The 21,581-nt window shown below is 70.9% G+C and carries 18 protein-coding genes and 1 pseudogene; 11 read left to right on the top strand and 8 right to left on the bottom strand.

Annotated elements, in window-relative coordinates:
* Nucleotides 1-153: 153 nt before the first annotated feature.
* Nucleotides 154-1,149, bottom strand: a complete 996-nt coding sequence (gene pgfA, locus HDA41_RS12415) for a cell envelope lipid trafficking protein PgfA (protein WP_184983425.1) — start codon at nucleotides 1,147-1,149, stop codon at nucleotides 154-156.
* A 214-nt stretch (nucleotides 1,150-1,363) separates the two neighbouring features.
* Here pgfA and HDA41_RS12410 point away from each other — a divergent pair, with 214 nt between their 5' ends.
* Together HDA41_RS12410 and HDA41_RS12405 are read left to right on the top strand one after the other, a co-directional pair.
* The gene (locus HDA41_RS12410) at nucleotides 1,364-1,516 is read left to right on the top strand and encodes a hypothetical protein (RefSeq protein WP_184983423.1); all 153 of its coding nucleotides are present in this window, start codon (nucleotides 1,364-1,366) and stop codon (nucleotides 1,514-1,516) included.
* 2 nt (nucleotides 1,517-1,518) lie between these two features.
* A complete protein-coding gene (locus HDA41_RS12405; RefSeq protein ID WP_184983421.1) occupies nucleotides 1,519-2,763 on the top strand; it encodes a PucR family transcriptional regulator in 1,245 nt (414 codons plus the stop codon).
* A gap of 41 nt (nucleotides 2,764-2,804) precedes the next feature.
* Here HDA41_RS12405 and HDA41_RS12400 read toward each other — a convergent pair.
* Nucleotides 2,805-3,381 (bottom strand): annotated as a pseudogene (locus HDA41_RS12400) (TerD family protein); the annotation flags it as partial.
* A gap of 84 nt (nucleotides 3,382-3,465) precedes the next feature.
* Between HDA41_RS12400 and HDA41_RS12395 the strand changes: the two are divergent.
* Together HDA41_RS12395 and HDA41_RS12390 are read left to right on the top strand one after the other, a co-directional pair.
* A complete protein-coding gene (locus HDA41_RS12395; protein WP_184983419.1) occupies nucleotides 3,466-4,239 on the top strand; it encodes an IclR family transcriptional regulator in 774 nt (257 codons plus the stop codon).
* On the top strand, nucleotides 4,236-5,087 hold the full coding sequence (locus tag HDA41_RS12390) for an SMP-30/gluconolactonase/LRE family protein (protein ID WP_184983417.1): 852 nt from the start codon (nucleotides 4,236-4,238) through the stop codon (nucleotides 5,085-5,087). The genes HDA41_RS12395 and HDA41_RS12390 overlap by 4 nt, the downstream gene beginning before the upstream one ends.
* A gap of 52 nt (nucleotides 5,088-5,139) precedes the next feature.
* Here the strand turns inward: HDA41_RS12390 and HDA41_RS12385 are convergent, their stop codons facing one another.
* From HDA41_RS12385 to HDA41_RS12375, 3 genes are all read right to left on the bottom strand, one after another.
* Complete coding sequence (locus HDA41_RS12385) at nucleotides 5,140-6,540, bottom strand: FAD-dependent monooxygenase (protein WP_184983415.1); 1,401 nt, start codon at nucleotides 6,538-6,540, stop codon at nucleotides 5,140-5,142.
* Nucleotides 6,541-6,773: 233 nt separating this feature from the next.
* Nucleotides 6,774-8,003 carry an MAB_1171c family putative transporter gene (locus HDA41_RS12380; RefSeq protein ID WP_184983413.1) on the bottom strand — a complete coding sequence of 410 codons (1,230 nt, stop codon included), beginning with the start codon at nucleotides 8,001-8,003 and terminating at the stop codon, nucleotides 6,774-6,776.
* Entirely contained in the window at nucleotides 8,000-8,611 is a 612-nt protein-coding gene (locus HDA41_RS12375; protein WP_184983411.1) for a toxin-antitoxin system, toxin component family protein, read from the bottom strand. The genes HDA41_RS12380 and HDA41_RS12375 overlap by 4 nt, the downstream gene beginning before the upstream one ends.
* A 237-nt stretch (nucleotides 8,612-8,848) precedes the next feature.
* On the opposite strand from HDA41_RS12375, the gene HDA41_RS12370 reads away from it, so the two are divergent.
* The 4 genes from HDA41_RS12370 (at nucleotide 8,849) to arfA (ending at nucleotide 13,631) form a co-directional block, all read left to right on the top strand.
* A complete protein-coding gene (locus tag HDA41_RS12370; RefSeq protein ID WP_184983409.1) occupies nucleotides 8,849-10,207 on the top strand; it encodes an extracellular solute-binding protein in 1,359 nt (452 codons plus the stop codon).
* A complete protein-coding gene (locus tag HDA41_RS12365; protein ID WP_184983407.1) occupies nucleotides 10,204-11,145 on the top strand; it encodes a carbohydrate ABC transporter permease in 942 nt (313 codons plus the stop codon). Before HDA41_RS12370 ends, HDA41_RS12365 begins: the two co-directional genes overlap by 4 nt.
* A complete protein-coding gene (locus HDA41_RS12360) occupies nucleotides 11,142-11,996 on the top strand; it encodes a carbohydrate ABC transporter permease (RefSeq protein WP_184983405.1) in 855 nt (284 codons plus the stop codon). The genes HDA41_RS12365 and HDA41_RS12360 overlap by 4 nt, the downstream gene beginning before the upstream one ends.
* A gap of 120 nt (nucleotides 11,997-12,116) precedes the next feature.
* The gene (arfA, locus tag HDA41_RS12355) at nucleotides 12,117-13,631 is read left to right on the top strand and encodes an arabinosylfuranosidase ArfA (protein WP_184983403.1); all 1,515 of its coding nucleotides are present in this window, start codon (nucleotides 12,117-12,119) and stop codon (nucleotides 13,629-13,631) included.
* Between the two features lie 16 nt (nucleotides 13,632-13,647).
* Here the strand turns inward: arfA and HDA41_RS12350 are convergent, their stop codons facing one another.
* Nucleotides 13,648-14,718: a hypothetical protein gene (locus HDA41_RS12350; protein ID WP_184983401.1), complete on the bottom strand. Its 1,071-nt coding sequence runs from the start codon at nucleotides 14,716-14,718 to the stop codon at nucleotides 13,648-13,650.
* Nucleotides 14,719-14,868: 150 nt separating this feature from the next.
* Nucleotides 14,869-17,853: a glycoside hydrolase family 35 protein gene (locus tag HDA41_RS12345; RefSeq protein ID WP_184983399.1), complete on the bottom strand. Its 2,985-nt coding sequence runs from the start codon at nucleotides 17,851-17,853 to the stop codon at nucleotides 14,869-14,871.
* An 81-nt stretch (nucleotides 17,854-17,934) separates the two neighbouring features.
* Between HDA41_RS12345 and HDA41_RS12340 the strand changes: the two genes are divergently transcribed.
* The 3 genes from HDA41_RS12340 (at nucleotide 17,935) to HDA41_RS12330 (ending at nucleotide 20,658) form a co-directional block, all read left to right on the top strand.
* Nucleotides 17,935-18,393, top strand: coding sequence for an RrF2 family transcriptional regulator (locus HDA41_RS12340; protein WP_184983397.1), 459 nt, complete (start codon nucleotides 17,935-17,937; stop codon nucleotides 18,391-18,393).
* 341 nt (nucleotides 18,394-18,734) lie between these two features.
* Nucleotides 18,735-19,403, top strand: coding sequence for a DUF4360 domain-containing protein (locus tag HDA41_RS12335; protein WP_230299380.1), 669 nt, complete (start codon nucleotides 18,735-18,737; stop codon nucleotides 19,401-19,403).
* 67 nt (nucleotides 19,404-19,470) lie between these two features.
* Nucleotides 19,471-20,658, top strand: a complete 1,188-nt coding sequence (locus HDA41_RS12330) for an RNA-guided endonuclease InsQ/TnpB family protein (RefSeq protein WP_184993342.1) — start codon at nucleotides 19,471-19,473, stop codon at nucleotides 20,656-20,658.
* Between the two features lie 181 nt (nucleotides 20,659-20,839).
* Here HDA41_RS12330 and HDA41_RS12325 read toward each other — a convergent pair whose 3' ends face one another.
* Nucleotides 20,840-21,571: an alpha/beta fold hydrolase gene (locus HDA41_RS12325; protein WP_184983394.1), complete on the bottom strand. Its 732-nt coding sequence runs from the start codon at nucleotides 21,569-21,571 to the stop codon at nucleotides 20,840-20,842.
* Between the last annotated feature and the right edge of the window lie 10 nt (nucleotides 21,572-21,581).

Below are 21,581 nucleotides of genomic sequence, written 5' to 3'. Positions count from 1 at the left end.
TCTGGGGGTCTTGCTGTGGGGGGCCTGAGCCCTTCCTGGGAGGGGAGTGTGGACGGGTTGTGCTCGGGTGGGGTTGGACAGTTTTCGCCCGGACGTTCTCCACGGCTACTCACCGGCATGACAATTTCGGGCTTTGTTAGAGCTGACGTCACATCACATCGTGAGGGTGGGCTGGGGCGTAGTGGACGTATCGGACGGAGTGGGCTGCTCCGGCTCCTTCCGCCCACGCGCCACCAGAACGCCACCCACCGCCGCGAGCAGCACACCCGCCACACCCGCCCCGATCGGCAACGTCGTGCCCACGAGGCGCAGTTGACCGCTGTCCCGCTTCGCCTGCCGCACGGCCTCCTTCTGTGTCTCGGTCGTGAACGAGAGCTTCCGGCTGTCCAGCAGCACCGCCGCGTCCTTCTTCCCGCCCGGCGCCCGCAGCGTCCGCTTCGGCCCGGTCTGCGCGTAGATCACCCGGCCGGTGGCCTGGTCGACGACCAGCTCGAAACCATGGTTGGCGTACCACTCCTCGGCCAGCACCTGCGGCCGCTCCGGCTGGTCGACGAGGCTGCCGGGCACCATCCGCGTGCCCGTCCTGGTCGGCGGCACGGAGCCGGTGAACTTGTAGCCGGTGTAGCCCTGGACCTTCTCGGTGCCGCGGTAGCGCAGCACGACCGTGTCGCCGAGGGTGTTGTCCCACCACTGGTAGGAGCGTTTTTGCACGTCGAAGGGGAACTTCAGATAGGCCTCGCCCTCGATGTAGGGCTTCTCCCCGCAGCAGTGCACGGGCCGGTTGGTCTTGCGGTCCATCACCCAGCGGTGCGGCACGAAGTCCAGCGCGTCGTGCGGGTCGGCGGCCGGCAGCGACTTGTCGGTGTCGACCGTGGTCGTCACGTCCCAGACGGCGTTGCCGCTGCGTTCGCTGTCCTCGACGTTGCCCCGCACCCGCTGGGTCACGGTGATCTTCCGGTCGGGCACCGTCTCGATCCGGTCAGTGTCGAAGACGCTGCCCCGGCCGGTGTAGACGGCGGTCGTGTCGATGTCGATCGGGTTCACCGCTGCACGCGGCTGCACGTACCAGGCGAGCAGTGGCGCCAGCACCAGCAGGAACGTGCCGAGACCCAGCATGATCAGGGAAAAAGGAGAGGTTGTACGGCGCATCCGGGCACTCCAGTGGCTTGGGACGGCTCGACGTACGAGAGGGCCGGCACGGCGGAGAAACGGCACGTGCGGCTGGGCCGGGAACCGTAGGCGGCTCTTGACGGGGTGTCAATGCTTGTCGAGACTGGGGCCCGACAGGCAGGGACGGGGTGCCGGGGTGGGGCAACCTCCGGACGATCTCCGGGCGAATCCGGACAGAGAGGCTGACCCTGCGATGTCGAGACTGTTCGCTGCCGCGCTGACCGTCGCGCTCGCCGCCGCCCTTGCCGTGGGCGCCGCGCTGGGCGTCGTCGCGCTGCTCGAAGCCACACCCGACCAGCCGAACACCCCCCTGATCACCTACGAGCAGACCGGGCAGGGGAGTTGACGGTGACGGCCGCCCGCACCGGAACCGTCACCACGCGCTCGGCCTGGCACGACGTACCGCGTTTCCAGGTGCGCCGGTTCGCGGCGATCGCCATGGCCGAGGCGCCCGCGCTCGCCGAGGAGATCCTCGGCGAGATCCAGCGCGAGTACCCGCATCTGCCCGTCGTCCTCGACGACTCCGGCGAGCCCCTGGCCCTGGTCGGCATCCGCCGCGCCATCGAGGTCTTCGTGCAGCACCTGGAGCACTCGGAGGGCCGGCCCACCGTCCCGCCCGGTGTCTTCCAGGACTTCGGCCGCGGCGAGGGCCTCAACGGCCGCTCGCTGGACTCCCTTCAGGCCATCTACCGCATGGGCGTACGCCTGGCCTGGCGCCGCTTCGCCGACATCGGCCAGCGCGTGGAGATCCCGCCCCCGGCGATGTACGAACTCGTCGACGCGGGCTACGAGTACCTGGACGGCCTGGTCGACCAGTCCGTACGCGGCTACGCCGAGGCCGCGGCCCGCCAGGCCGGCGAACGCCTGCGCCTGCAACGCCGCCTGATGGAACTCCTGCTGGCCGAGCATCACCGCGGCGACCCCACCGAGGCCTTCACCGAACGGGCCGCCCGCATCGGCTGGCCCCTGCCGGCCAAGGTCGCGGTCGGCGTCCTCCTGCGCCCCGCCCGCGAGGCCATGGCACCCGCCGTCGGCCAGGGCGTCCTGCTCGACATGGAGTACGAGCAGCCCCGCATGGTCGTGCCCGAGCCGGACGCGGCGGGCCGCCCCGAACTCCTGCACCGCGCCCTGGCCGGCTGGTCCGGCGCGATCGGCCCGCCCGTCCCGCTCACCGACGCGGCGAAGTCGCTGCGCTGGGCCGAGGCCGCCGTACGCCTCATGGAACGGGACCTGCTCCCCTCGGGCGAGGTCCTCTACTGCACCGAGCACACCGAGGCGCTGGTCCTCCTCCAGCCCGAGGAACTCATCGACGACCTGGCCCTCAGATGCCTGGCCCCCCTCACCCACTGCGGCCCCACCCACGGCCGCCGCCTCGCGGAGACCCTCCTGGCCTGGCTGGAAACCCGGGGCGGAGCGCCCGAGGTCGCGACCCGGCTCGGCGTCCACCCCCAGACCGTCCGCTACCGCCTCCGCCAGATCCGCGAACTGTGGGGCGACGAGATCGACAACCCCGACCGGCGTTTCGAACTGGAGCTGGTACTGCGGGCGCAGCGGCTGCGGGGGGAGTTGGGGGCGGTGCGCCCGCGGCGGTGAGCCGTGCGGCGCACCCCGCGATGCTCACGGCCGCCCCGGTGTCACACCGCGGCCCGCTCCTTCGCCGTGGCCCGCCCGGATGCCGGAGCGTCCGGATGGACCACCACCGAGGTGTGGAACCGGTGCACGGTGTCGTCGACGCTGCGGATGAAGCCGGACTCGGCGCTCCCGCGCCCGCTGCCCATGCCCTTGAAGAGGGACAGGCGGAAGCCGGTGATGCGGGTGGCGCCGTCCTTCGGGAGCAGATCGGCGGGTTCGGGCCGCAGCCGCTCCAGTGTGCCCCGAGGACCGCCTGTCCCGCCCTCCACCAGCGTCTCGACGCGCAGATCCGCCGGCGCCTCGGCGAGGCGGCGGACCAGACGCTTGGCCCAGGTCAGGGGGTAGCCCTGCTCGGGTGCCGGGATTTCCACGGACGTACGCAGCTTGGCGGTCCGCAGATCCGCGCTGACGGTGAGCAGCCCGGGCGCGCCCTCGACGCGCAGCTCCGCCTGGAGCCTGCCCTCCGCGATCCGGTCCTCGCTGCCCTCCCTCGTCGGCTCCTTGGCGCGCACGGAGATTCCCGGGTTTCCGCCCGCCAGGCCTCCACCCATTGCCCGGGCAAACCTCTATGGCTAGCCTGTGTTCGTCATGCCGATCGCCTGTTGATATCTCGAACGCTGATATCGGGAACACGGGCGCCTGAGATATAGGAGGGGGCCGGTCGTGGGACGCCTCGTACCAGCCGTGACCCGGGCTCTCGACATTCTCGAGCTCTTCCTCGACGGGGACGGGACGCTCTCCGCCCCCGACATCGTGCGCAAGCTCCAGCTGCCGCGCACGACCGTGCACGAGCTGGTGACCACGCTCGCCGCCCGGAAGTACATCGTCCCGATGCCCGGCCAGCCCGGACGCTACCGGCTCGGCGTACGCCCGTACCAGCTCGGCGCCCGCTACGCCGAGCAGCTCGACCTCGCCGCCGAGGGGCAGCAGGTCGCCCGGTCCGTCGCCGAGACCTGCGACGAGACGGTGCACGTGGCGGTCCTCGAGGACACGGACGTCATCTACATCGCCAAGGTCGACTCCACGCACGCCGTGCGGATGGTGTCGGCGGCCGGGCGCAGGCTGCCCGCCCACTGCACCTCCGTCGGCAAGATGCTGCTGGCCTCCCTTCCCGCGCACGAGCTCGCCGCGCGGATTCCCGACAGCGCCGAGCTGGTCGCGATGACCCCCAACAGCATCACCGACCCGGCCGCCCTGCGCGAGACCCTGGCCGAGATCCGTGAGCGGGGCATCGCCGTGGAGAACCGCGAGTCCAACCCGGACGTGAGCTGCGTGGCCGCACCGGTCCGCGACCGCACCGGCCAGGTCGTCGCCGCCCTGTCGATCTCCGTGCCCATGATCCGCTGGAGCGAGGATCGCCGCGCCGAGCTGGAGCAGCTCGCCGCGAAGGGCGCCGCCGAGCTGTCCGAGCACCTCGGTTACCGGAGCGTGGCATGACGACGACACCGTACGAGGTCGCCGTACGTGCCGAGGCCGAGCTCGGCGAGGGGCCGACCTGGGACGCGGCGGCCGGCCGGCTGCTCTGGATCGATGTCCTCGGCTGCCGGGTGCACACGTACGACCCGGCCACCGGGCGCCGCACGGTCCGCCGGACGGAACAGCACGTGGGGGCGGTCAAGCCGCGGGCCGGGGGCGGGCTGGTGCTCAACCTGCGCGACGGCATCGGTCTCCTCGACCCCGACGGCGGCTTCCGCTGGCTGCACCGCGAGCCGGTTCCGGGCCGCCGCGCCAACGACGCCGCGATCGCGCCCGACGGCGCGCTGTGGGCGGGCACCATGCGCTACGACGAGGCGCCGGGGGGCGGCACACTGTCCCGCGTCACCGGCGAGGGCACTGTGGAGGTCGTGCTCGACGACGTCGCCGTCAGCAACGGCACGGGGTGGAGCCCGGACGGCCGGCTCATGTACTACATCGACTCCCCGACCCGGCGGGTCGACGTCTTCGACCACGCGGACGGGCGGATCTCCGGCCGGCGGACCCTCGCCGCGATCGAGGAGGGCGCGGGCTTCCCGGACGGGCTGACCGTGGACGCCGAGGGGTGCGTGTGGGTCGCCCTGTGGCAGGGCTCGGCAGTGCGGCGGTACACCCCCGGCGGTGAGCTGGACCGGGTGATCGAGCTGCCCGTGCCGCTGGTGACGGCCTGCGCGTTCGGCGGGCCCGGCCTGACCGACCTGTACATCACCACGGCCCGTACGGGGCTGACCGAGCCGCCGGCACTGGCGGGTTCCCTGTTCGTGGTGCCCGGGGCGGGCAAGGGACTGGCACAGCCCGCGTTCGCCGGCTGACGGGGGGGGCGGGGCGGCCGGGAGCGCGAACCGGACCGGACCCGTCCCGGCCTCAGCCTTCCGTGCGGTCCAGGCGCCGCAGGACCGCCCGCTCGTCGTCCGTCAGCGGCGCCCCCACGGCCGCGGGCAACGGCGGACCGCTCAGCGTCGCCAGTACCGTCGACGGCCGGAGCAGCCGGGTCGGCCCCGTCGTCATGCTCATCACGTCCCAGACCGCCGACGCCGCCGTGTACGAGCCGGTCGCCGTGCGGATCATGCGGCGGGTGTAGGCGGTGACCAGACGGTCGGCGACCCCAGGCGAGCCCCCGCGTGTCCCGGGGTACCAGACGTCCTGGCTCACCGCCATCGTCCACGCCGACTCCACCGGCCTGGCCACCCTCCGCTGCACCCGCCGGGCGAGCCCGGGCTCGCCGAGGCCGGACCGCCGCAGCTCGCGGTCCAGCTCCCGGGCGCCCAGGGCGGCCACCGACATGCCCTGTCCGTAGGCGGGGTTGAACGTGGCCAGCGCGTCACCGAGGACGACGAGGCGGTCGGGCCAGGAGCGGACCTTCTCCAGGTACCGGCGGTGATTGCTGGTGCTGCGGCTGACATGGACGTCGGTGAGCGGTTCCGCGCCGGAGATCAGCCGGCCCACGATGGGGTCGGGCAGGTCCAGGGTGTACCGGAGGAACGCGTCCGGGTCGGACGGCGGTTCACCGCCGCCCCGCGTGCCGGCGAGGCTGACCATCCACCGGTCGCCCTCGACCGGCAGCACCATGCCGCTGCGGCCGGGCCGCCCCTGGTACGGATCGGCCTGCACCATGGTCAGGGGAAAACGCCCGGCCCCCTCGGGAGTGCGGTAGAGACGGGTGGCGTTCACCAGGCCGGCGTCCACCGTCTTCTCGCGCACGTCGTCCACGCCCAGCCGCGCCAGCCAGGTCACGATCCGCGAGCCACGTCCGCTCGCGTCCACCACGAAGTCGGCGGCGAGTTCCTCCTCCCCGGCGGCGGTCGAGAGGCGAACCCCGGTCACCCGCTGCCGCGACCCCGTCAGCTCCAGCACCCCCGCCTTTCGGACGACCACACCGGTGTTGTCCAGCACGGCGCCCCGCACCGCCCAGTCGAGCAGCGCCCGGGTGCAGGTCAGCATCCGCGGTCCGGGGTGGCGCCAGCGCCGGAACCAGCCCTCGGGCGTCAGCGCGACCATGCCTGAGCCCAGCGGAATCTCGTGCGCACCGGCGGCGAGCAGGTGCTTGCGCGCGCTCACGCCCGGCACCAGGTCCTCCATGGGGGCCAGACCGCCGGCCATGAGGAGATGCGCGTGACGTCCCTGCGGCAGGCCCTTGCGGTGCTCCGGCCCCTCGGGCAGATCGTCGCGGTCGAGCACGACCACCTCGTCCGCGACGGCGGACAGGGCCGCCGCGGCCAGCATGCCGGCCAGACCCGCACCGATGACGACAGCTCTACGCGACATGCGACTCCCCGCACTCAGCCATGAAGGCTCCTTTGCCCTGAGGGCGTTCCCCGTCGTCCGGCCACGGCCGCGCGGCGCACAACACCCGCCCGCCGACACCGGTTTCGAGCCACACAGGGCTCGTCCCGGACGGCTCTCACCGTACCTTCACGTACCGTGCGCGGCCCCCGTGCGGGTCTCGTCGAAGCGTTCCCGCCGGAAACGACGGGCACCGGCCGCGGGCGGGGGCGTGGTCAGCCGGTCAGCGACTTGCCGTCCGTGTGGTCACGTGCCAGGGCGCGGATCGCCCGGAGGTCCTCCGTGCGGCGCAGGGCCCGGGACACGGCGCCGATCTCGCGCAGCAGGTCCGTGGTGTCCCGGGCACCGGTGCCGTCGTCCTCCTGTGTCCGGTTCCCGGCGTCGGCCGCGTGCAGGATCGCCGCAGTGGCGGCGAGTGTCTTCGCCCGGTCGGGCGGGTGGCCGAGGGCGAGGGCGGCGTCGTGGAACCGTTCACGCCGGTCCTCGTCGATGTGCCGGGCCAGCGGCAGCAGCACGTCGCGGATGAACGTCTCCCGGCGGACCAGCCGCAGCTCAGGCGTCGCGCGCAGCAGGAACGGGACCCCTGTGCCGTTGACCGTCCTCATCAGCAGGTACAGCGGCCGCAGTTCGTGGTGGGCGAGCCGGACGTGCCAGCGGCCGTGCAGGTACTGCCCGGCGTGCGGGAGGATGAAGCCGACCGCGATGAGCACGGCGGACAAGCAGGCGAGCGGCGGGGCGACGGCCGTGCTCAGCCAGTCCACGTTCTGCCCGGACCACCGGGCCACCACGGCGCTGATCTTGGCGGCGTCGAAGAACAACTGCGCCGCGTAGCCCACGCCGAGGAACTTCAGCCCCCAGCGCAGCAGCGAGTCGAGCCCGTCCGTGCGGACCCAGTTCCAGATCAGCCCGTTGGTGACCAGTGCGGCCACGGTGTGCGCGAGCAGGTACAGCACGATCACTTCGCGCATGTACGGGGTGTTCGCGTAGTACGTGTCGAGATCCCGCAGCCGCTCCTCCGGCACGTCCGCGAGGGCGAACAGCACCCACATCGCGACGATCACACCCGAGTAGACCGCCACGACCCCGCGCATCGCTCGCCGGGTGCGCTCCGAGCGGTCGGACAGGCCGTTGCGCCAGGAGATGATCAGCAGCAGGCAGAAGGCGCAGAACGCGGTGAGCAGCGAGTAGACCCAGGGGCCGGAGAAGTTCGCCACGCCGGTGAGCCGGTTGACCCGGGCGATCGTCGACGGCGCCACGAAGACGAACACCGCGCAGGCGAGCAGCAGCAGCCCGCCGACCGCGCGCAGCATCGGGTCCTTCCAGAGCCGGATGATGCTCGGCAGCTTGATAGCCAGTGCGGCCGCCAGGACCCCCGCGGGGATCCACCAGAAGTTCGGATAGAACTGGTTGACGAACTCGGCCGGGGTCAGCGCCACCGTCGTCACAGTGCCGCACCTCCTCGCGGCCCCCGGTAGTACAGCGACCGCTGCACGGGTTCGAGGGGTGCCTCCGGCCCGCGCCCGCCCGGCAGCAGCGCCCGGCACCCCGCCGCCAGCCGGTGCCCGAAGGCGTCGGCCTCGGCCTCGTTCCGTTCCCGGGAGCCGTTGCGGGCGGCCACCGCCAGCGCGACGTCGTCCCACCCCGGCCGGTCGGCGAACGCGTGGGCCGCCGCCGCACCGGCGGCGTGGTCGTGGCTGTGCCCCGCGTGCAGATGCCACAGCTCGTGCCCGAGGATGACCAGTTGCTGCACCGCCTCGGCCCGCTCCTCGACGATGACCAGGTCGAAGTCCTGGAACTCCACCCACAGCCCGGTCACTTCGAGCTCGTCGGGGAACCGCTCGAAACGCAGCTCGACAGGACGCCCGCCCCGCCGCGCGCTCATCTCCTCGCACAGCGCCCGGCACAACGACCGTACGTCGGCCGGGGCCTGCCTCCTCGCCCGGACCGCGGCGGCGAGCTCGGCGGCCAGACCGCGCATGGCGCGCCCACGCCGCGAGCGCCATAGCGCGGCGGCGACTCGGGCGGCTTTCATCCGCGCGCCCGCGATGCCCATCGTTCCCCCTTCTCACCGCCGGCCGACGGCTTGGCCGCGCGTCCGAGCCTACGCGCCCGAAAGTGTTCGCGTCATGGGATCGGGCGCCCGTCGTTCAACGGAGAACGACCGTTCCTGCCCGAAAGTCGTGACCGAAGTTCCGAGCCGACCATTGACGCGCAAGCGCTTCGAACTTACGGTCCCGTTCGAAGTCACGAGCACCTACCGATATTTCGAACACGACAGCAAGGGCAGGGCATGGGACGACCTGACCTGAATCGCAGGCAGCTTCTCGGCGGGCTCGGAGGACTCTTCGTCGCGAGCAGCTTCGGTTTCGCCGCGCTCGGCACGGGCGCCGACGCACTCGCCGCCGACGCCGACACCCGCGTGCGCTACTGGAACCTCTTCAGCGGCGGCGACGGATACAACATGATCGCGATGCTGGACGCCTTCCGTAAGACCAACCCGGACATCGCGGTGAAGGACTCCACCCTCCAGTGGGGCAGCCCCTTCTACACCAAGCTCGCCATGGCGGCCGCGGGCAACCGCGCACCCGACCTCGGCGTCATGCACCTCGGCCGGGTCACCGGCTTCTCACCCGGCCGCTTCCTGGACCCCTGGGACGTGGAACTGCTCGCCGAGTACGGCGTAAGGGAAGCGGACTTCAACCCCGCGCTGTGGAAGCGAGCCGTCATCGACGGCAAGCTCTACGCCCTCCCGCTCGACATCCACGTCCAGCTCTGCTTCTACCGCAAGGACGTGCTGAAGAAGGCGGGGCTGCTCGGCGACGACGGCCGCATCGTGCCCGTCACCTCCGCCGACGAGTGGTTCGACGTCCTCAAGGAGGCCAAGAAGGCCACCAAGAAGGGCCTCCAGACCATCGGCATGTGGTCCACCGACCAGAACTTCCAGTGGTGGTTCTTCGTCGCCTTCTACACCCAGCTCGGCGGCACCTGGTTCAACGCGGCCAACACCGAGGTCACCTTCGACACCGGCAAGGCCACCCAGGTCCTGGAGTTCCTGCGCCGGCACATCACCGACGGGTACTCCAACCCGCGCTTCGCGGGCCTCGCCGGCGCCGAACAGTTCGTCAACGGCTCTCCCTTCGTCTGGGAGGGCAACTGGTCGGTGCCGGTCTACTCCGGGGCCAAGGTCGACTACGGCGCCACCCCGCTGCCGCCCGTCTTCGGCAAGCCGGCCACCCACGCCGAGTCGCACGCCTTCGTCCTGCCGCACCAGTCCGACCGCGGCGGCGCCACCAACGAGGCGGCCCACCAGCTCGCCGCCTACGTCGTCCGGCATGCCCGGCAGTGGGCCGCCGGCGGCCACATCCCGGCGTACACCCCCACCCTCTCCACGGCCGCGTACAAGGCGCTGAACCCGCAGAGCGAGTACGTGTCGGCCATGGACCATCAGGCCACCGAGCCGAAGGTGTGGTTCGCGGGCTCCACCGGCATCCTCGCCCAGCGCGTCGGCCCGATCGTCGTCGCCTCGACGATGGGCTCCACCAAGCCGGAGACCGCCGCCCGCCGGATGCAGGGCGCGCTCACCCAACTGCTCGCCATGAAGAACCCCATGGACGGCAGAACAGCCGCAGAAGGAGGTGCGGCCGCATGATGGCGACCAGCGCCCAGACCATCGCCGCTCCCGCCCGCGCGAAGACCGCCGCCGACAGCGCCACCCTCCGCCGGCGGCAGGGGTTACAGCACGGCGGCTGGTTCGTGGCCCCGTTCCTCGTCCTGTTCACGCTCTTCGTGATCTGGCCGCTGCTGCGCGGCGTCTACCTCAGCTTCACGGACGCCAACATCTCGGGCGAGGGCGCGAGCTTCGTCGGCCTCGACAACTACCGCGAGGCCCTCAAGGACCCGCTGATGTGGGACTCCCTCGGCCACAGCGCGTACTTCACGCTCCTGGTCGTCCCCTGCATCACGGTCCTCGCCTTCCTCCTCGCGATGCTCGCCCACCACATCGAGCGCGGCAAGTGGCTGTGGCGGCTGTGCTTCTTCGCCCCGTTCCTACTGCCGTCCACCGTCGCGGCCAACCTGTGGCAGTGGCTCTTCAACCCCGGCACAGGGATGATCAACTACGTCGTCGGCATCGAGACGCCGTGGCTGACCGACAAGTCGTACGCGATGCTCGCCATCGTCATCCAGACCCTGTGGTGGACGGTCGGCTTCAGCTTCCTGCTCTACCTGGCCGCGCTCCAGGGCATCCCCGGCCACCTCTACGAGGCCGCCAAGCTGGACGGCGCGAACGCCTGGCACCGCATGGTCCACATCACCCTGCCGATGCTGCGCAACATCACCGGCCTCGTCGTCGCCCTCCAGATCCTCGCCTCGCTCCAGGTCTTCGACCAGGCCGTCGTGATGATGGACTTCCTCCCCGGGCCCGAGGGATCGACCCGCACCTTCGTGCAGTACACCCTCGAAGAAGGCTTCACCAGCTACCGCGTGGGCTACGCCTCCGCCATCTCCGTCATCTTCTTTGTGATCATCGCGGCCGTCGCCCTCGCCCGGATGTGGCTGCTGCGCAACCGTGAGGAGGCCGCCCGATGACCACCGTCGTACCGGTGAAGACCCGCAAGCCGTGGACGCCCAGCCAGATCGTGCTCACCCTCCTCGGCACCGCGGTCTCCGTCGTCTTCCTGGCCCCCTTCGCCTGGGCCCTGTTCACCTCCCTCAAGTCGGAGACCGAGGCGGTGGAGGTCCCGCCGCACTGGCTCCCGCAGGACTGGACGGGCCAGGCCTGGAAGGCCCTCTTCGAGACCGGCAACATCACCAACTGGTTCGTCAACTCCGTGGTCGTCTCCGTCTGTGTGACGTCCGTGGTGCTGCTCGTGAGCGCACTCGCCGGATACGGCTTCGCCCGCACCGAGTTCCGCGGCAAGAAACCCCTGATGGGCCTGGTCATGGCCGGCCTGATGATCTCGCCCGCCGTCCTCGGCGTGCCGCTGTTCACCACCGTCCAGCAGATGGGCATGGTCGACACCTACTGGGGCATGATCCTGCCGCAGTGCGCACCCGCCGCGATGGTCTACATCCTCTACAAGTTCTTCCAGGGCATCCCGCGCGAACTGGAGGAAGCCGCCTTCATCGACGGCGCGGGCCGCTGGCGCGTGTTCTTCACCATCGTCCTCCCGCTCTCCCGCCCCTCCCTCGCCGCGGTCGGCATCTTCACGTTCATCGCCTCGTGGAACAACTTCCTCTGGCCGTACATGGTGACCAACAACCCCGACCTGATGACCATGCCCAACGGCATCGCGACCGTCATGAACTCCTACGGCATCCAGTGGGCCCAGCTCATGGCCGGCGGCCTGATGGCGGGCCTGCCCCTGATCATCGTCTTCGTCTTCTTCCAGAGGCAGATCGTGGCGGGCGTGGCCCACACCGGCTTGGCAGGGCAATGAGCGCCCTTCTTTCAGGGGCGCGGGGCTGTGCTCAATGTGCGGCTCCGCCGCGTGGGCGCGGACAACCCCCACGACCCGCAGCCGCCACCGAAACAGAACCACCCACCCCGAAAGGCGAACATGCACAAGGCCCGCTTCACCCTCGATCCCGCCTTCACCGTCGGCGAAGTAAACCCCCGCCTCTTCGGCTCCTTCGTGGAACACCTCGGCCGCTGCGTCTACACCGGCATCTTCGAACCCGACCACCCCACGGCCGACGACAAGGGCCTGCGCCGGGACGTCCTGGACCTCGTCCGCGAACTCGGCGTCACCGCCGTCCGCTACCCCGGCGGCAACTTCGTCTCCGGCTACAGGTGGGAGGACTCGGTGGGCCCGGCCGAAGAACGCCCACGCCGCCTCGACCTCGCCTGGCACTCGACGGAGTCGAACCGCTTCGGCCTCTCCGAGTACATCGACTTCCTCCGCAAGATCGGCCCCCAGGCCGAACCCATGATGGCCGTCAACCTCGGCACCCGAGGCGTCGCCGAAGCCCTCGAACTCCAGGAGTACGCCAACCACACCGAGGGCACCGCCCTGTCCGACCTCCGCGTCACCCACGGCGACAAGGACCCCTTCGGCATCAGACTGTGGTGCCTGGGCAACGAGATGGACGGCCCCTGGCAGACCGGCCACAAGACCGCCGAGGAGTACGGCCGGGTCGCCGCCGAGACGGCCCGGGCCATGCGCCAGATGGACCCCGGCGTGGAACTCGTCGCCTGCGGTTCCTCCAGCCAGTCCATGCCCACGTTCGCCGAGTGGGAGGCGACCGTCCTTCAGGAGACGTACGACCTCGTCGACTACATCTCGCTGCACGCCTACTACTGGCCCGAGAACGGTGACATCGACTCCTTCCTGGCCTCCGCCGTCGACATGGAGTCCTTCATCGACAACGTCGTCGCGACCGCCGACCACGTGGGGGCGAAGCTCAAGTCGAAGAAGCGGATCAACCTCTCCTTCGACGAGTGGAACGTCTGGTACCTGCCCGAGTGGGAGGCCCACGCGAAGACCTTCGAGCAGGACGACTGGCCCGAGGCCCCCCGCCTCCTGGAGGACAACTACAGCGTCACCGACGCCGTCGTCTTCGGCTCGCTCCTCATCGCCCTGCTCCGGCACGCCGACCGCGTCACGGTCGCCTGCCTCGCCCAGCTCGTCAACGTCATCGCGCCGATCATGACCGAGCCGGGCGGCCCGGCCTGGCGGCAGACGACGTTCTTCCCCTTCGCCCAGGCCGCCCGGTACGGCCGCGGCCAGGTCCTCGACGTCCGCGTGGACTCGCCGACGTACGAGACGAAGAAGTTCGGTGAGACCGACCTGCTGCACGCCACCGCCGTACGCGCCGAGGACGGGACGGTCACGGTCTTCGCGGTGAACCGCAGCCGCACCGAGTCGCTGCCGCTGGAGGTCGCCCTGAACGGGCTCGACCTGTCGTCGGTCGTCGAGCACAGTGCCCTCGCCGATGCCGACCCGGACGCCCGCAACACTCTCGACGACCCCGAGCGGGTGGCCCCGCACACGGTCGACGGCACGGCTCTCCAGGACGGCACGCTGAGCGCCGTCCTGGAGCCGCTGTCCTGGAACGTGATCCGGCTGGCGTGACGGTCGTGCGGACCGGTCAGCGTTCGATGCGCGGCTGGGCGGTCGAGGACGGCGGGGGCGACGTCGTGCCGACCGCCCAGTAGCCGTCCGCGCCCGGAACCGTCGCCAGGGCGTTGATGACGACGGGGGTCGTGGCCACCGGCCCCCGCTCGCTCACCCACGCCGTGCCGTCCCAGCGCAGGTAGTGGGCCCGGGTCTGGTCCCAGAAGTCCCACCCGGAGATACGGTCGGGACGCCCCTGGGCGTCGCCCACGATGCCGGTCAGTACTCCCACGCCGAACGGTGCCTTGACGTACTCCCAGCCGGTGCCGTCCCCGTGCAGCAGCCGGACGCCGGGGGGTTTGCCGGGCGGGCCGCCGACGCCGTAGTCGTAGCCGGTCATCCAGATGTCGTCGCGGGCGACCGGGAGCAGCCCGGTGAAGCCGGCACGGATCCCGCCGGGCGCCGGCAGCATGGTCCAGGCCGCTCCGTCCCAGCGGGCGACGAGCTCGCTACCGTAGACCCAGACGTCGCCGCAGGGCGCGCGGTGGATGCCGTAGGGCGGGGTGGTGGTCGTGGCCGGGGGTGCCTCCAGCCAGGTCCACTTGTCCCGGTGGCCGTGCAGCAGCACCGAGCCGTCGCTGGTCCGGCCGGAGACCCAGACGTGGCCCTCGGGGCCGGTCGTGACGGCGGCGAGGGATGTGCCGGTCGCCCCGCGCCCGGGGAAGTCGGCCTCCCGCCACGTCAGTCCGTCCCAGGCGAGCAGCCGGGCGGTGCCGGAGGTGTCGGTGCCGACGGCCCAGGCGCGGCCGTCGGACGCGGCGGCGACGGAGCCCAGATAGCCGCCGAAGCCGGAGCCGGTGCGCTGCCAGGCGGTGCCGTCCCAGACGAGGGTCAGCGCCGTCCCCCGGACACTGCCGCTGCGGCCCTCCTCGCCCACGGCCCAGGCGAGGTTCGGACCCGCGGCCGCCACGTCGAGCAACTGCGCGGCCGGGGCGGCCCCCGGGGCGGGGACGGCCTGCCACTCGCGGGCCTCACTCAGGAGACCGGGAGCCGCCCAGGCCGTTCCGCCCCGCATCGAGGCCAGCCCGAGCCCGGCCCCGACCATTCCGCCTAACCCACCGATGAAACGCCGTCTTCGCACGAGGTTCCCCTCCCTGTCGGCAGCCCTGAAGGCCAACACGGTGGCCCAGCCTGCCGGAGAAGGCAATGCACGGGGACGGCTCGATCAGGTCACATCGACTGTCCGGCTGTCCGGTCACACCGCCTTGACGGGCACCCCTCCGGCCGCTGCGCCCAACAGTGTCAGCCGCACATCCCCCGGGCCCGACGGTGTGGTCCCGTCCGACAGCACCGCCAACGCCAGTGTGTTGGCACCACGTGTGCGCAGGATCCCGTTCGGCAGCACGAAAGTGTGCTGCGGCCCTACGTCGTTGATGTACTGGCCCATGTTCCAGCCGTTGAGGAAGATCTGGACGCGGTAGGCCCGCTCCGGGTCGTCGTCCAGGACGAGCCCGACGGAGGCGTCGACCCCCGGGTCGACGTCCAGCCGGAAGTCCGTCCGGTACCAGGTGACGCCCTGCCGCCGGTCGGCCCGGGGAAGCTCGGTGTCCTTCCAGTCCTTGTCGTCGTACTCGGGCAGATGCCAGCCCTCGCGCTCCCCGTACAGCCCGCCGTTGTTCATCGGCCCGCGCACCGGGTCGGGCGTCGACGCGCCCTGGATCCGCCAGGTCACCTCGGGGGAGGCGCCCTCGAAGGTCACGGCGGTCAGTCCGCGCGCGGCCTTGTGGGTGTCGAGCGCCTTGCCGTCCATGTCGTGCTGCATCCGCCGGACGAGCACGGACAGGACGTGCCGCTCACCGCTCCCGCGACTCTCGCGGTCCTCACGGAACTTCTTCCGCAGTCCCTCCGGCAGGCCGAAGGTGGCCTTGGCCGTCCACGTCCCCTGCCGCGCCCGGTCCTTGTCCGGCACCGGCATCCGGTGCGTGCCCAGCGGCTCGCCGTCCAGCCAGGCCATCAGCAGGCCCTGCGTGCCCGTGCTGTAGGCGAGGGAGACGGACTCGATGCCGTCCGCGTCGGTCCACTCGCCCCGGTACCAGACGTCGCCGTAGTGGAAGCCGTAGTCGTCGGCGAACAGGACGGGCTGCCCGTCGGGCACGGGCGTCGTGCTGAACGACGTCTTCTTGTCGGCCGCCGTCCAGCCGGAGTCGTCGAAGCCGGACTCGGCCTCCGGGTTCTCGGTCCGCCGCCGCCAGCCGTCGAGGGCGGGGAGGGCCGGCCGGGTCACGCCGGCGAGCGGGCGGAGTGCCAGCAGGCTGCCGGTGCCGCTGATCCGGGTGGGCACCGGGCGCCCGTTCCACGTGACATGGGTGATCCCGCGCGGCCCCCACACCTCCAGGCCGGTCACCGCGGTGGTGTCCCCGGTGAGGTGGACGGTGGAGCCGCGCAGCTCGGCCGACCGCAGCAGGGCCGGGCCGTAGACGAGGAGCGGGCCGGACGGCGTCTCGTACGGCCACAGGCGCAGGGCCGTCGCGTCGTCGGCGAACAGCAGCAGCATCGGCGTGTCCACGCCGTCGCTCTCGATCCGCACCCGGCTCAGCTCGCTGACGCCGAGCGGAGCGGTGACGTACAGCTTGCCGAGGTTGTAGGCCCACGCGGGTTCCGGGTCCAGCCGCATGGGCGTCGGCTCGTCCGGGCTGTCCAGCACGACCTGCGCCAGATCGCCCCGCCGGCCCGCGAACACGGCGATGTCCTGCCGCCCGGCGGTCAGGGTCAGCATCGGCTGCACGGTGGCGTGCACCAGCGTCCGCCTCCCGATTCTCAGCCCGGCGGTGATCAGCTTGGCGTCCCGCGCCGGGACCGTGACCGGCAGGTCGATCCCGGCGTCCGGCAGCGTCGAGGTGACCGCCTCCTCGGAGTCGTTGCGCAGGACGTAGAAGTGGGCGCCGGTGTCGGGATTGACCAGGTGGTAGACCTTGATCCGCTCGTCGGCGGCCCGTACGGCCTTCGCCCGGTTCAGCTTGGCGAGGTCCGGCACGTGGCGCAGCAACTGCCCGATCTGGTGCATCGCGGGGAGCTTCGGGGTGGCGTTGCGGGCCTCGTCGAAGGCCGCGCCGTAGTCGTACGAGGTGTAGACGACCGGCGCGGGCAGCCAGCCCCAGGAGGTGCCGCCGTACGTCATGTAGACGTTGTGCAGCGTGATGCCGTTGGCGAGGTTGGTGAGGTAGAAGCGCCGCTCGTACGCCGCGTCCCGGGTCCGGCGCGACTCGGCGTACCCCTTCCCGTCGAACCAGGACCCGCCCCACGGGTCGAACCACCCCCCGCCGAACTCGGGCACGAACCCGGGGGTCCTCGGACTGGCCGTGGCCCCGCCCTTCGCCCCGCCGGGCCCGAAGCGCCCCCAGTCGGGCGGCACCTCGTCCGGCTCCGGATACCCGTCGAACCCGTAAAGCCAGCGCCCCTTCTCCCCGCCGGTGCCGAAGGAACCCGGGGCCCAAGCCCCGTCGCGCCCCTTGTCGTTGTGGAACAGCGGCACGTCGATGCCGTCGGCGCGGACCTTCTCGTACAGGTACGACATGTAGGCGCGCCCGGTCGGTTCGCCGACGTGGGCGTCGTACTCGTTCTCGATCTGGTACAGCAGGACCGTGCCCGTCCCCCGGGTGAACAGGCGCTTCGCGACGATGGCGTTGACGGCGGACAGCCACTCGTCGACGTACCGCAGATACGTCGGGTCGGAGGTCCGGGCCGTGCCCTCGGTCGCGGTCAGCCAGCCGGGGAAGCCACCGGCGTCGACCTCCGCGTTGATGTACGGGCCGGGCCGCAGGATCACGTACAGACCGGTCTCGGCCGCCATCCGCAGGAACAGGTCCAGGTCCCGCACACCGGTGAAGTCGTACCGGCCCGGGGCGGGGGAGTGGTAGTTCCAGGCGACGTACACGCTGACGGCGTTGTAGCCATGAGCGCGCATCTTCTCCAGCATGTCCCGCCACAGGGACGGGCTCGGCAGCCGGAAGGGGTGCATCTCACCCGACCAGAGCACCAGGCGGCGGCCGTCGACCAGCAGCGAGTACCGGTCGAAGCCGACCTCGTGCCGCCGGCCGTCCGCGCTCGGCACGGGTGGCGGTGGGCCCGTGGGCACGCTCCGCGCCGTGTCGGCGGAGGTCGGCGACCCGCTGCCGGTCAGCGTGAAGCCGAGCGCGGCCGTGCCGGCGAGAGCGTGGAAGGTACGCCTGCTGAGCTCCAAGGGAGCGCCTCCTGTTGTGCTGCCGTGCCGTACGTGGTGCTGGTGCGTCATTGTTTACGGGCCGACCGTGACAATGGTCGTATGAGGATCTCGGCACGTGCGGACTACGCGGTACGAGCGGTCGTGGAACTGGCCGTCCGGCAGGGCGAGGGGCCGGTCAAGGCGGAGGCCGTCGCCACCGCGCAGGACATCCCCCACAAGTTCCTGGAAGGGATCCTCGGCGATCTGCGGCGGAGCGGTGTCGTCGACAGCCGGCGCGGCGGGGGCGGCGGCTACCGGCTGGCCCGGGAGGCCGCGGAGATCACGGTCGCGGACGTGATCCGGGCCGTGGACGGACCGATCGTCTCGGTACGCGGCGAGCGCCCGACCGGCCTCGCCTACACCGGCACGGCCGAGCCGCTGCTGCCGCTGTGGATCGCCCTGCGGGCCAATGTGCGCAGGATCCTGGAGGGCGTGACGATCGCCGACCTCGCGGCCGGTGCGCTGCCCGAGCCGGTGGAGCGGCTGGCGGCGGAACCGGCGGCCTGGGAGAACCCGTGACGGGCCGCGTCCGCGGGGGAGCGGGTGGGTGATGCTCATCGCGTCCTCGGGGTGTCCTGGTCTGACGCACTGCTAACGCACCTTATGCGCCCGCCGGTGCTGCTGGCGCCGACGGGGCCCGCGTGGACGGGCTCCGCGGCCCCTTCCCCTGGTGTGATCCCGCCACTGTGAATGGCCGGAGACCGCCCTGGCCGACCCCTGCCGCCCTGCGTACGATGCGACCGCTCCCGGTCTTCACATCTTCTTCATGCAAGGGTTACAGGCCGGGCGTGCGTGAGGTGTCGTCTTGACATGCTCATGCTCACTTCGTGATCCACCCCCCACGAACGGATGGGAGAACCATGGCCGGTGGCCTGCTTCTGAGCGGCGCGATCGCCGCGCTCCTCACCAGCGCACTCCCCGCACCATCCCCGTCCTCCGGGTTCGTCGACCCGCCCCCGGACAAGATCGTCATCAAGGTCGCCACGGTGAACGGCTCCGGCTGTCCGCAAGGCACGGCAGCGGTCGCCGTCTCCGAGGACAACACGGCGTTCACGGTCACCTACAGCGACTACCTCGCCCAGGCCGGCGGAGGCTCCGACCCGACCGCGTTCCGCAGAAACTGCCAGCTCAGCCTGATCGTTCACGTGCCCCAGGGCTTCACGTACGCCATCGCCGGCGCCGACTACCGCGGCTTCGCCTCACTCCAGCGCGGCGCGAGCGCCACCCAGCGAGCCTCGTACTACTTCCAGGGCTCGCCGAGCACGGTGTCCAGGAACCACCCCTTCAGCGGCCCCTACGACAACTGGCAGGCCACCGACGAGACGGACTGGGCCCAGCTGGTCTACGCACCCTGCGGAGTCCAGCGCAACTTCAACATCAACACCGAACTCCGGGTCAACGCCGGTACGCAGTCGGCCGACAAGGTCAGTTTCATCCGTTGCCGCCGAGGAGAGTCCTGCCTTCGTGCGGGGGAGGAATCGGACTCCTGCGGGGCAAGGCAGGGAGCTGTGATTCGCCGCCAGGGCTGATCGCGGTGCTCTGACCCGCAGGTTTGATCTTCACTTGCAGGAACACTAGTTTGTGAGCGTGTCCACGATGTGCGTGAAGCGGGCGTTCAAGTACCGCTTCTATCCGACCGATGCGCAGGCGGTTGAGCTGTCGCGCACGTTCGGATGTGTGCGCAAGGTCTACAACATGGCGCTCGCGGCCCGCACCGAGGCGTGGGCGCGCCAGGAGCGGGTGAACTACAACCAGACCTCGGCCATGCTGACGGCGTGGAAGAAGACCGAGGAGCTGGCCTTCCTTAACGACGTGTCGTCGGTGCCGTTGCAGCAATGTCTGCGGCATCTGCAGACAGCGTTCACGAACTTCTTCGGCAAGCGGGCGAAGTATCCGCGCTTCAAGTCGCGGAAGAAGTCGCGCAGGTCCGCCGAGTACACCACGTCCGGTTTCCGCTTCCGTGACGGGAAGCTGACCCTGGCGAAGATGACGGAACCACTGGACATCGTGTGGTCGCGTCCGCTCCCGCAGGGGGCGACGCCGTCCACGGTGACCGTCTCCCAGGACGCGGCCGGACGCTGGTTCGTCTCCATGCTGTGTGACGACCCCGGCGTCAAGCCGCTCCCGGCCGCCGATACGGCCATCGGTGTGGATGTCGGCCTGGACCATCTGCTGACCCTCTCTACCGGGGAGAAGGTCGCCAATCTCCGGCACGAGCGCCGCGACCGCGCCCGCCTGGCGAAGGCTCAGCGGGAACTGTCCCGCAAGGCCAGGGGGTCGAACAACCGAGCCAAGGCCCGCAGGAAGGTCGCGAGGGTCCACGCGAGGATCGTCGACCGGCGCCGTGACCACCTGCACAAGCTGACCACCCGACTCGTGCGTGAAAACCAAACGCTCGTGATCGAGGACCTGACCGTGCGCACCATGGTCAGGAACCGGAGTCTGGCCCGCGCCATCTCTGATGCCGCCTGGGCCGAGTTCCGGAGCCTTCTGGAGTACAAGGCCGCCTGGTACGGGCGGGAAGTGATCGCGGTGGACCGCTTCTTCCCCTCGTCCAGGCTGTGCTCCCAGTGCGGTGCCTTGCAGGACAAGATGCCGCTACACGTCCGTACCTGGACGTGCGACAGCTGTGGCACGACCCACGACCGGGACGTGAACGCGGCGAAAAACCTTCTGGCCGCCGGGCTGGCGGTGACAGTCTGTGGAGCCGGTGTAAGACCTCAACGGAGCACTCCGGGCGGGCAGTCGGCGACGAAGCAGAAACCCTCACAGCGCGAGCCGTGAGAATCCCCCTCCTTCAGGAGGGGGGAGAAGTCAAGACGATGGACTCGACGGACGGACGGGGACATCAGCACGGTGTAACACCTGGCGTGGAAGGAGTGCCCGAAGTCCTGACGGGATGAGGGACGGCCCACCGGGTTGCTGGGCCGGATGGGCCGCCTAGGACGGGTTGATGTGCTGTCGCTCAGCCGCTGTTGCTCAGATGTTGGGCGAAGCGGCGAACGGCTTCGCTGAAGGCAACCGGATCGTCGAAGTTCGCGAGATGCCCGGCTCTCGGGATCAGCTCGACGCGGGCCCGCGGATGCGCCCGGGCGAACTCCGCCTCGCCGGACCGGAAGACGCTGTCCTTCTCGCCGTTCAGGATGAGCACCGGAGCCTTCACATGACGCATCGCGTCCGCGTCGAAACGCCCCAGCACCTCGTCCCAGGCGGCGGGCAGGGTGTGGAAGGCGTACCCCGACCGGATGGTGGCCTCGACGACCTCGGCCGGATACATCCTGCGCAGCAACCAGTCGTTCCACCCGGCCAGCCGATCCGCGGGCAGCCGCGGCACGAGCCCGGCGGCCCACCGGTACGGCACCGCCCACGCCCCACGAGTCGAGGCACTGGCCCCCGCGAGCACCAGCCCGCGCAACCGCTCCGGGCGAACCCGCGCGAACTCCAGCGAGGCGTAACCCCCGAGCGAGTGCCCCACGACCAGGGCCGGCCCGCACCCGAGCGACTCCACGGCATCGGAGACGACCTCCACGGCCGCCTTCAGGCTCCAGGCCTCGGCGGAACGGGAACCATGCCCTGGCAGATCGACGGCGGACACGGGGAACTCGTCCCGCAGCGCGGCGAGCTGCGGGCTCCACTGTCCCGCGCTGAACCGCGTCCCGTGCACGAAGACGATGGGTGGTGCGTCAACTGCCGTCATGATCCCCCCG

It is taken from the genome of Streptomyces caelestis, from assembly GCF_014205255.1.
GTDB classification, from domain to species: Bacteria; Actinomycetota; Actinomycetes; order Streptomycetales; family Streptomycetaceae; genus Streptomyces; species Streptomyces caelestis.
Note: the sequence above shows the minus strand (reverse complement) of the source record. Positions and strands in the feature narration are given on the sequence as shown.